The 10,362-nt window shown below is 61.9% G+C and carries 10 protein-coding genes and 1 tRNA gene; 8 read left to right on the top strand and 3 right to left on the bottom strand.

Translation table 11 applies throughout. From position 1 onward, the window contains the following. Positions 1-1,025, top strand: a 1,025-nt coding sequence (locus AC3VI7_RS06575) for a radical SAM protein (RefSeq protein ID WP_489671432.1), incomplete at its 5' end; no start/stop codon positions are given. On the opposite strand, the gene AC3VI7_RS06570 is transcribed toward AC3VI7_RS06575, so the two are convergent. Then, positions 971-1,504, bottom strand: a complete 534-nt coding sequence (locus tag AC3VI7_RS06570; protein WP_489667580.1) for a hypothetical protein — start codon at positions 1,502-1,504, stop codon at positions 971-973. The genes AC3VI7_RS06575 and AC3VI7_RS06570 overlap by 55 nt on opposite strands. A 51-nt stretch (positions 1,505-1,555) precedes the next feature. On the opposite strand from AC3VI7_RS06570, the gene AC3VI7_RS06565 reads away from it, so the two are divergent. Then, positions 1,556-1,631 (top strand) — tRNA-Gly (locus tag AC3VI7_RS06565). Between the two features lie 49 nt (positions 1,632-1,680). On the opposite strand, the gene murI is transcribed toward AC3VI7_RS06565, so the two are convergent. After that, the gene (gene murI / locus AC3VI7_RS06560; protein WP_489667579.1) at positions 1,681-2,505 is read right to left on the bottom strand and encodes a glutamate racemase; all 825 of its coding nucleotides are present in this window, start codon (positions 2,503-2,505) and stop codon (positions 1,681-1,683) included. A 101-nt stretch (positions 2,506-2,606) separates the two neighbouring features. Here murI and AC3VI7_RS06555 point away from each other — a divergent pair, with 101 nt between their 5' ends. Genes AC3VI7_RS06555 through AC3VI7_RS06530 form a run of 6 tightly spaced genes read left to right on the top strand, consistent with a single transcriptional unit; the run spans position 2,607 to position 8,589 of the window. Continuing rightward, positions 2,607-3,356 (top strand): electron transfer flavoprotein subunit beta/FixA family protein, encoded by a 750-nt coding sequence (locus AC3VI7_RS06555; protein ID WP_489667578.1) that lies wholly within the window; start codon positions 2,607-2,609, stop codon positions 3,354-3,356. Positions 3,357-3,358: 2 nt separating this feature from the next. Continuing rightward, positions 3,359-4,306, top strand: coding sequence for an electron transfer flavoprotein subunit alpha/FixB family protein (locus AC3VI7_RS06550; RefSeq protein ID WP_489667577.1), 948 nt, complete (start codon positions 3,359-3,361; stop codon positions 4,304-4,306). Positions 4,307-4,354: 48 nt separating this feature from the next. Continuing rightward, complete coding sequence (locus tag AC3VI7_RS06545; protein ID WP_489667576.1) at positions 4,355-6,142, top strand: acyl-CoA dehydrogenase family protein; 1,788 nt, start codon at positions 4,355-4,357, stop codon at positions 6,140-6,142. Further along, positions 6,139-7,095, top strand: a complete 957-nt coding sequence (locus AC3VI7_RS06540) for an NAD(P)H-dependent flavin oxidoreductase (RefSeq protein ID WP_489667575.1) — start codon at positions 6,139-6,141, stop codon at positions 7,093-7,095. The genes AC3VI7_RS06545 and AC3VI7_RS06540 overlap by 4 nt, the downstream gene beginning before the upstream one ends. 17 nt (positions 7,096-7,112) lie before the next feature. Further along, positions 7,113-7,817: a YidX family protein gene (locus tag AC3VI7_RS06535; RefSeq protein WP_489667574.1), complete on the top strand. Its 705-nt coding sequence runs from the start codon at positions 7,113-7,115 to the stop codon at positions 7,815-7,817. A 10-nt stretch (positions 7,818-7,827) separates the two neighbouring features. Further along, positions 7,828-8,589, top strand: a complete 762-nt coding sequence (locus tag AC3VI7_RS06530; protein WP_489667573.1) for a prolipoprotein diacylglyceryl transferase — start codon at positions 7,828-7,830, stop codon at positions 8,587-8,589. On the opposite strand, the gene recJ is transcribed toward AC3VI7_RS06530, so the two are convergent. Further along, entirely contained in the window at positions 8,559-10,328 is a 1,770-nt protein-coding gene (gene recJ, locus AC3VI7_RS06525) for a single-stranded-DNA-specific exonuclease RecJ (RefSeq protein ID WP_489667572.1), read from the bottom strand. The genes AC3VI7_RS06530 and recJ overlap by 31 nt on opposite strands. Positions 10,329-10,362: the final 34 nt, after the last annotated feature.

The raw sequence follows: 10,362 nt of genomic DNA, 5'->3' as shown, positions 1-10,362 counted from the left end.
ATCGCCCTTTGGACGAAGTCTTGGCCATGCTGGATGCGGTGATCGCCACCGAGGGCGAGGCCGATGTGGTGCAGATCTCGGGCGGTGAGCCGACCTTGCATCCGCAGCTTTTTGAGATCCTTGACGCTGCCCGGGCGCGCCCGATTCGCCACTTGATGCTCAACACCAACGGGCTGCGTATCGCCCAAGATCCGGCCTTTGCCGAACGGCTGGCGCAGTACGCCCCGGGGTTTGAGATCTATCTGCAATTTGATTCGCTGGAGCGCGAGCCCTTGATGCATTTGCGCGGGGCCGATTTACGCCGGATCCACGAGCAAGCTTTGGCGCGGCTCAATGCGCTGGGGCTTTCGACCACCTTGGTGATGACGGTGCAGCGCGGGGTCAACGACGAGGAGATCGGCGCGGTGATCCGCCACGCCACGCAACACGCTTGTGTGCGCGGCGTGACCTTGCAGCCGGTCTCGGACGCTGGCCGTTGCGAAGGCTACAGCGCCCCGCAGCACCGGCTGACCTTGAGCGAGGTGCGGCGCAAGGTGGTCGAGCAAAGCAACTTGTTCACCGCTGCTGACATGGTGCCGGTGCCCTGCAACCCCGATACCTTGGCGATGGGTTACGCCTTGCGCACGCCCACTGGCTTGCAGCCGCTGACGCGCTGGCTGGATCCGGCGACCTTGGTGGCCGGTGCGGCCAACACCATCGTCTTTGAGCGTGATCCGGGCTTGCGCGAGCGGCTTTTCAAGGTGCTTTCAACCGGCCACTCGCCGGAGTCGAGTGCCCGTTGCTTGAGTGATTTGCTGTGCTGCTTGCCGCAAGTCAACGCGCCGCATTTGAGCTACGCCGATGTGTTTCGGGTGCTGATCGTGCAGTTCATGGATGCGCGCTCGCTCGATATCCGCGCGCTGAAGAAAAGCTGCATCCAGATGGCTCAGCCGGACGGTCGGATGATCCCCTTCGAGGCCTACAACCTCTTTTACCGGGGTGACCGTGCCGAGGCTCGCAGCCAACGGCCGATTCGCTTGGTTTGACGCCGAATCTGGCGCTGAAGACGCCGCTTGATCAACCGCCCCAAACGCCAAGGGTGCGATGAGCGCACCTTGAGCAGCAAGGCGTCCTTCCAAGGCACCCAGCGCCGGTAAAGGTTGGCGAACCACTGAATGCGCATCAAGGCGGGCTGGGTGAGGATGAAGATCCGCGCGACCACGGCGGTGCCAGCCAGTTTGGCCAACACAATCACCGCGACACCCAATACGGTGTGACCTTGGCTGATGGTCCATAGCGCCAATAGCTTGACTGGCAGAAGCAGGGTGCCTGGCGCAAAAAAAGCCACCAAGGCACCGTAGGGCGGCAAAGCGGTAATCCGACGCTCAAGCCAGCCGATCACCGGCAGATGGGCCAGCCAGCCCATAAAGCGCATCAAGGGCTCCCAGCCCCATTCTTCGAAGAGCACCACCAAAGCCAGAATCAAGCTCAGCGCGGTCTTGAACACACGGAAAAAACTTCGCACCAGACCCCCTTGCAAACATCAGAAATTATCGGCTACAATTGCGTTCTCTTTGCGGGAATAGCTCAGTTGGTAGAGCGCAACCTTGCCAAGGTTGAGGTCGCGAGTTCGAGTCTCGTTTCCCGCTCCAAACAAAGTCAAAAAGCGTCGCTTCCAAGCGGCGCTTTTTGCTTTCTGGCCTACCTTGGCATGGGCAGCATGCTGACCTCGCAGTCAAAGTCGAGCCAGCGGGTGGCGACATCGCGCAGACGGTTTACCGAGCCGCTGGTGTAGAGCTGTACCTTGGATGTTGCCTCGGCACGTTTCTTGTGCGGTGTGGCGGTGGCAAGAAGACGGCGTTGCGCTTGTCGGGCGACCGCTTCAGCGGTGTCGATCAGCACCACGTTTGAGCCCAGCGCGGCTTGGATGTGATGGGCGACGAAGGGGTAGTGGGTGCAACCCAACACCACCGTATCGACTTGCTGCTGGCGCAGCGGCGCGCAACAGGCTTCGACCCGTTCGCGCACCGACAAGGCATCCACATCCCCCGCTTCAATCGCGCCCGCTAAACCGGGGCAGGCTTGCAAGACCAAGGTGGCCTGATCGGCAAAGCTGGCCGCCAGCCGTTGGAATTTTTCACTGCGCAACGTCCCTTCGGTGGCGAGCACGCCGACTCGACCCTGTGTGCTTTGGGCCACGGCCGGCTTCAAGCCGGGCTCTACACCGACCACCGGCAGATCGGGCCATTGCGCGCGCAAGCTTTGGGCCGCCACGGCGGTGGCGGTGTTGCAGGCGATGACGAGCACATCAATCTGTTGCGCTACCAAAAACGCCGCCACCACCTCAGAGCGTTGCCGGATGAAGGCGTCACTGCGCTCGCCGTAGGGTGCATGGCCGGAGTCGGCCACGTAAATCAGCTCGCTCTCGGGCATCAGGCCGTGCAGCGCCTTGAGCACCGACAGCCCACCCAAGCCCGAGTCAAACACCCCGAGGCGAGCTGGATGAGGGTAAGTCGGACGAGTCATGCGCAAAGTGTGATGGGCGCGGCAGTCTAGCCGATGCCTTGGCGGGCACGTAGAATCCAGTTAACGTTAACGTCAACTTGTGAACTTGAGGAGCACGTCGCATGAAGGCATTGGTACCCGTCAAGCGGGTTGTGGATTACAACGTCAAGGTTCGCGTCAAATCCGACGGCACTGGCATGGATATCGCCAACGTCAAGATGAGCATGAACCCCTTTGACGAAATCGCCGTCGAAGAGGCCGTCCGCCTGAAAGAAAAAGGCGTGGTCACCGAGATCATCGCCGTGTCCTGCGGTGTCGCGCAGTGCCAAGAAACCCTGCGGACCGCTTTGGCGCTGGGTGCGGATCGGGCCATTCTGGTCGAGACGAGTGAAGAACTGCAACCACTCGCCGTGGCCAAGCTGCTCAAGGCGCTGGTGGACAAGGAACAACCGGGTTTGGTGATTCTGGGCAAGCAAGCCATCGACGATGACTGCAACCAGACCGGCCAAATGTTGGCTGCGTTGACTGATTGGCCGCAAGCCACGTTTGCGTCTAAGGTCGAAGTCGCTGACGGCCAAGTCAAGGTCACGCGTGAAGTGGACGGTGGTCTGGAAACCGTCTCGGTCAACTTGCCGGCGGTCATCACGGCCGACTTGCGCCTCAATGAGCCGCGTTACGTGACGCTGCCAAACATCATGAAGGCCAAGAAAAAGCCGCTGGAAAACATCAAGCCGGCTGACTTGGGCGTGGACGTGACCTCGCGTCTGAAGACCCTCAAGGTCAGCGAGCCGCCCAAGCGCGGTGCAGGCATCAAGGTGGCCGATGTGGTCACGCTGGTTGAAAAGCTCAAGAACGAAGCCAAGGTGATCTGAACATGAGCGCTCTTGTCATTGCAGAACATGATCAAGGCCATCTGAAGGCCGCAACCCTCCACGCCGTGACGGCGGCCCTTGCTTTGGGCGGCGACGTCGATGTGCTGGTCGCTGGTTTGAACGCGGGTGCTGTGGCGCAAGCTGCGGCCCAAGTGGCTGGGGTGAACCAGGTGCTGCACGCCGATGGTGCAGCCCTGCAAGACGGCTTGGCCGAAAACCTCACCGCGCAGATTCTTCAAATCGTGGGCACCGGTGCTACCCGTGCTTACAGCCATGTGCTGTTCGCCGCCACCGCCAGCGGTAAGAACGTGGCACCGCGTTTGGCGGCCAAGCTTGATGTGGCTCAGATCAGCGAAATCACCCGCGTGATCAGCGCCGATACCTTTGAGCGCCCGATCTACGCCGGCAACGCTGTGGCCACGGTGCAGAGCTTGGATGCCATCAAGGTCATCACCGTGCGGACCACCGGCTTTGATGCTGCCGCTGCCAGCGGCGGGGCTGCCTCGGTGGCAAGCGTTGCTGCGGTGATGGATGCGGGCACCAGCCGCTTCTTGGGTCGTGAAGTGACCAAGAACGATCGCCCGGAGCTGACCGCTGCCAAGATCATCGTCTCCGGGGGCCGGGCACTGGGTTCGAGCGACAAGTTCAACGAGGTGCTGATGCCCTTGGCGGACAAGCTCGGCGCTGCGCTGGGTGCCAGCCGCGCTGCTGTGGACGCGGGTTACGCGCCCAACGACTGGCAAGTCGGCCAGACCGGCAAGATTGTCGCGCCGCAGCTCTACATCGCTGCGGGTATTTCAGGGGCGATCCAGCACTTGGCCGGCATGAAGGATTCGAAGGTGATCGTGGCGATCAACAAGGATCCAGAAGCGCCGATCTTCTCGGTGGCCGACTACGGGCTGGAGGCGGATTTGTTCGCTGCCGTGCCTGAGCTGGTCAAGGCGCTGTAAGCCGATCCTCCTCTTGCCCTTCCCCCGTCCCCACGAAAGATTCGAGCCATGACTTACCGCGCTCCCGTCAAGGACTTCCTGTTCGGCCTCAAGGAATTGGCCGGCTTGGAGCAACTCACCCAGCTGCCGGCTTTTGAAGCAGCGGGACTCGACACGGCTGCGGCTGTGCTGGAGGAATGTGCCAAGTTCAACGAGGGCGTGGTCGCACCTTTGAACCGGGAAGGGGACATCCACCCGTCGTCGTTTGACGGCGGCGAGGTCCGGACCACACCCGGTTTCAAGGAAGCGTTTGAACAATTCGGGGCCGGGGGCTGGCAAGGTTTGCAACATCCCGAGGACTTTGGCGGCCAAGGCTTGCCCAAAGCCATTGGGGCGGCTTGCATCGAGATGATCAACAGCGCGAATTTGAGCTTTGCGCTTTGTCCGCTGCTGACCGACGGGGCCATCGAAGCGCTGCTCACGGCCGGCTCACCCGAGCAGCAGCAGACGTGGATCCCGCCGATGATCGAAGGCCGTTGGACCGGCACCATGAACCTGACCGAGCCGCAAGCGGGCTCCGATCTGGCGGCCGTGCGCACCAAGGCCGAGCCGCAGCCGGACGGTTCTTACAAGATCTTCGGCACCAAGATTTTCATCACCTACGGTGAGCACGACATGGCCGAGAACATCGTCCATTTGGTGCTGGCCCGGGTGGTGGATGCGCCCGAAGGCGTGAAGGGCATCAGCCTGTTCATCGTGCCCAAATTCATGGTGAACGCCGACGGCTCTTTGGGCGCGCGCAACGACGCGCACTGCGTCTCCATCGAACACAAGATGGGCATCAAGGCCAGCCCAACAGCGGTGCTGCAATTTGGCGACCACGGTGGTGCGGTGGGCTATCTCATCGGCCAGGAAAACCGTGGGCTGGAGTCCATGTTCATCATGATGAACGCCGCCCGCTTTGCGGTGGGGGTGCAAGGCATCGCGGTGGCTGAGCGGGCCTATCAAAAGGCGGTGCAGTACGCCCGGGATCGCATCCAGTCTCGGCCGGTCGATGGCTCGCTGCCGGCCGCCGGCCCGATCCTGCATCACCCCGATGTGCGCCGCATGCTCATGACCATGCGCGCTTACACCGAGGGTTGTCGCTCGCTGGCACTGGTGGCCGGGGCGGCCTATGACACCGCGCACCAGCATCCCGACGCCGAGACGCGCAAGGCCAGCCAAGCTTTCTACGAATTCATGGTGCCGCTGATCAAGGGCTACAGCACCGAGATGAGCTTGGAGGTGACGTCCTTGGGCGTGCAAGTTCACGGCGGGATGGGTTTCATCGAGGAAACCGGTGCGGCGCAGTACTACCGCGACGCCAAGATCCTGACCATCTATGAAGGCACCACCGCGATCCAGGCCAACGATCTTGTCGGCCGCAAGACGGCGCGCGACGGCGGTCAAACGGCCCGCACCATCGCCGCGCAAATCGAGCTGACCGAAGCCGCGCTCGACGCCCGCGACGCGGCCTCGCAAGTTGTCGCCCAGCGTCTCAAAGCGGCCCGGCTGGCCTTCCTTGATGTGGTGAGCTTCGTCGCCACCCATGTCAAGACGCAGCCCAACGCGGTCTTTGCCGGTTCTGTGCCGTACCTGATGTTGGCTGGCAACCTGATGGCCGGCTGGCAAATGGGCCGCGCCATGCTGGCCGCCCAAGACAGCTTGAACGAAGACGAGGACACCGCCTTCATGCAAGCCAAGATCGCCACCGCCCGCTTCTACGCCGAGCACATCCTCGTCAAAGTGCCGGGCTTGCGCGACAGCATCGTCCAAGGCGGTGATTCCGCCTGCGCGCTGGCGCTGGAGGCGTTTTGAACACCCTCGCCGCTTGGCCTGGGCGGGCGGCGTTGCCTGTCATCGGTGCGCCGCTGTTCATCATCGGTAACCCCAAGCTGGTGATTGCTCAATGCACGTCGGGGGTGGTGGGGGCGATGCCGGCGCTCAATGCGCGGCCGGCGGAGCAGTTGGACGACTGGTTGGCTGAGATCACCGAGGCTTTGGCAGCTTGGGATGCGGCGCACCCGGATCAACCGTCCGCGCCCTTTGCCATCAATCAGATCGTCCACAAAAGCAACGACCGGCTGGAGCGCGATTTAGCAGTCTGTGCCAAGCACAAGGTGCCGATCATCATCACCTCGCTGGGTGCGCGCAGCGATGTCAACGCGGCCGTTCACGCTTGGGGCGGGGTGGTGTTGCATGACGTCATCAACAACACCTTCGCCCAAAAAGCCATCGAGAAAGGCGCGGATGGCTTGATCGCGGTGGCGGCTGGTGCCGGGGGGCATGCGGGGGTCAAGAGCCCGTTTGCGCTGATCCAAGAAATTCGCACCTGGTTTGACGGCCCGCTGGCCCTCTCGGGGGCCATCGCCACGGGGGGCGCGGTGCTCGCCGCCCAAGCTTGTGGAGCCGATTTCGCCTACATCGGCTCAGCTTTCATCGCCACCGACGAGGCGCGCGCCGCCGAGGCCTACAAGCAGTGCATCGTCGATTCGACCAGCGACGACATCGTCTACAGCAACTTGTTCACCGGCGTCCACGGCAACTACCTCAAACCCTCGATCCGCGCAGCCGGACTCGACCCCGATCACCTGCCCGAAAGCGATCCAAGCGCCATGAATTTTGGCGGCGATATCGCTGCCAAAGCTTGGAAAGACATCTGGGGCTGCGGCCAAGGCATCGGTGCCATCGACGCCGTGCTGCCTGCGGCTGAACGGATCGCCCGCCTGCGACGCGAATACGCTGAGGCCCGTTCTCGGCTGATGGCTTGATCGACGGAGGTTTTGCGATGGACTCGAATGGTCGCCGAGCGCTGGTTTTAGGGGCGGCTTCAGCCGCCTTGGTGGGTGGGTCGGGGTGCTTCACCATGCTTTCGAAACCATACGCTAAAAAAGTTTTCATACCAGAAAAAGAATTGTTCACCGATACCATTCAAGCATTGGGACGACCGAGCGAATCTTTACTGAAGGAAATAAATATTCCAGGTGCAGTTGTTTTCTTGGGTGTGAAGCATGCTTACTTTTTAGTAGAGGGTGGCGATAAAATTCTTCAGTTTGCTAATCATCCTTATCTAGCGGGAATAAAATTTGAACTCGTGTTCAAGCAGAATGCCTATATAAAAGATGGCATGGTATGGGGCCGGCTTTATATTCGTTATGGCGAAAAAGGCGTTCTTTTGAGTTCAAACGAAATAGCTGCGTTAAAAAATCTTGGATTTGATCTGCATTTCGAAGGATTTTTTGCTGGTATATCTTTGAGTTTTAGAGGTAAATCTTACCCGCCTATTGACCTTTCAAAATCAGGTTTTGGTGCTTTGAAGCGTACCTATGACTTAACTTTTTACGAGCCATCGACGTCTGCATCAGAGGTGTCATGGAGTGGCATTCTCACAAAACTGCCCTTGACCTTGGCTTTAGATGTAGTCACTTTGCCCATACAACTGATCGGTTTCCCCGTGACAATCATGACCATTGCGGCGGGTAGCCAATTTTGAATGGTTTGGGATGATCCGAGATCCTTTGATCGCTCACGCCGTTCACTACGTTTTCGAGTGGCTGGCCTTGGCTGGCGGGTTTTGGCTGTATCGGCGCATTCGTGCGGCCAAAAGTGTCGGGTCGCCGCTGTTGGGTGCCACAGGTTTTCCGGTGGTGGCTGGGTGTTTAGTTGGGGCCGGACTGGGCAACAAGCTGGTGTTTTGGCTGGAGTATCCCCATCTGTGGGCCGCGCAGGCTGGCGATATCTCGGTTTGGTTTTCGGGGCAGTCGATTGTCGGCGGCTTGTTGGGCGGCTGGCTGGGTGTTGAAGTCGGCAAAAAAATCGCTGGGGTCCGCAGCCGAACGGGCGATGATTTTGTACGCCCGATTCTGGTGGGTATTTTGATCGGCCGCATCGGTTGTTTTCTGGCCGGCTTGAACGACGGCACCTACGGTCTGCCCACCGAGATGCCGTGGGGTATCGATTTCGGTGATGGCATCCCCCGGCACCCCACGCAGTTGTACGAATGGCTCTTGGCCGCTGCCGCCTTATCGACGCACCGCTGGTGGACCCAAGCGTTGGCGCACGAAGCCGGTTTGGCATTTCGCGCCCTGATCGCAACTTACTTGCTTTGGCGCTTGCTGATCGACGCGATCAAACCCGTGCCCTATACCTATCCCTTGGGCCTGAGCGGCATTCAGTGGCTCTGCCTCATCGGCCTGCTCGCCATGGCTTGGGAGCGCAGCTGGCGGCGCAGTGATCAGGCTCCTGTGGCCTCCACCATCAACTGAATCTTCTGGCGGCCTTGGAATTCGTCGAGGCTCAAGCGGAAGGCGAGGCGGGTGTGGTCGGGCAGGGGTTGGGTGTGTTGGAACCAGATGGCGTCGCGCAGGGTGGCTTGGGGGTCGTCGTCGAGGCGGATCTGGAGTTTGAGGTGGTTTTCGCCGACGCGGCGCTGCGAGACCACAGTCACGTCGTTGACGAACAGCGGCGCTTCAAAGGCTTGGCCCCAGACCTGCGACTGGAGCAGTTGCACGGTTTCGGTGGTGAAGTTTTCGACCGCCAGCGGCCCGTCGGTGAGCAGTTTGCGTTGCAAGGTGGCGGCGTCGAGTTGTTCGCGGCCGATGCGTTCCAGCGCTTCGCGGAAGGTGCCCAAGTGTTCTTCGGCCAAGGTGCAGCCAGCGGCCATGGCGTGACCGCCGAAGCGTTTCAGGACCTCGGGGTGCCGTTTGGCGACCAAATCAAGCGCGTCGCGCAGATGAAAACCGGCAATCGAGCGTCCCGAGCCTTTCAGATGCCCATCCAGCCCCCGGGCAAGGACGAAGACCGGGCGATGCCAGCGGTCCTTGAGCCGCCCGGCGACGATGCCGACCACGCCTTCGTGGAAGGCGGGATCGAAGATCACCAGCACCGGGGGCCGGTTTGGGTCTTGCGCTTGCGTGGGGTCGAGGTGCGCCAGCATGGCGTCGGCCTGTTCGCGCATGCCAGCTTCGACGTGGCGGCGCTCGCGGTTGATGGCGTCCAGCGCTTGCGCCAGTTCAGCCGCCCGGGCGCGGTCGTCGGTGAGCAAGCACTCGATGCCCAAACGCATATCGGCCAGGCGGCCCGCAGCGTTCAGACGCGGGCCGAGGGCGAAGCCCAAGTCCTGGGTGCTGGCGCGGGCGGGATCGCGTCCAGCGGCGGCAAAAAGGGCCGCCAAACCGGGTTGAAGGTGGCCGGCGCGCATGCGCTTCAAGCCTTGAGCCACCAGTCGGCGGTTGTTGGCGTCCAGCGCCACCACGTCAGCCACAGTGCCCAGGGCGACCAAGCCGAGCAGGGCGTCGAGCCGAGGCTGGTTGCGGGCGTCAAAGGCACCGCGCTGGCGGAGTTCAGCCCGCAGGGCCAGCAGCACATAGAACATCACGCCCACGCCGGCCAAGGCCTTGCTGGCGAAGGGGCAGTCGGGCTGGTTTGGGTTGACGATCACGTTGGCTGCGGGCAGTTGCACCACGCCGCCCGGGGCTGCGGGCAAGTGGTGATCGGTGACCAGCACCTGCCAGCCGCGCTGCCGGGCGTGCGCCACGCCCTCCAAGCTGGCGATGCCGTTGTCCACCGTGATCAGCAGCCCCGGGGTGTCGGCTGAGGCATCTTCCGTCGATCCGAGCGCTAGATCGACGATGGTGGGCGTCAGGCCGTAGCCGTGTACGGTGCGGTCGGGCACCACATAGGCCACTTGGCCAGGTCGTGCGCCCAGCAAGCCCAAGCCGCGCAGCGCCACCGCGCAGGCCGTCGCACCGTCACAGTCGTAGTCGGCCACCACCACTATGCGCTGACCGGCTTGCAGGGCGTCAGCCAGCAGCGTGGCGGCGGCTGTGGCACCAAGCAGCTGCGTGGGCGGCAGCAGCTGGCCCAAACTGTCGTCAAGCTCAGCGGCGTTGCCGACCCCGCGTGCGGCGTAAAGACGCGCCAAGAGCGGATGAACACCGGCTTGCTCCAAGCTCCAAAGGGTGCGTGGTGGGGCATCACGCCGGACGAGGTGGGGAGAGGTCATGGGTGAGGTGGTCGCGCAGCAGGGTTCGGATCGA

It is taken from the genome of Leptothrix toolikensis (SeqCode) (assembly GCF_057922285.1).
The sequence above is the reverse complement of the archived record's forward strand: the minus strand, read 5'-3'. Positions and strand labels throughout refer to the sequence as shown.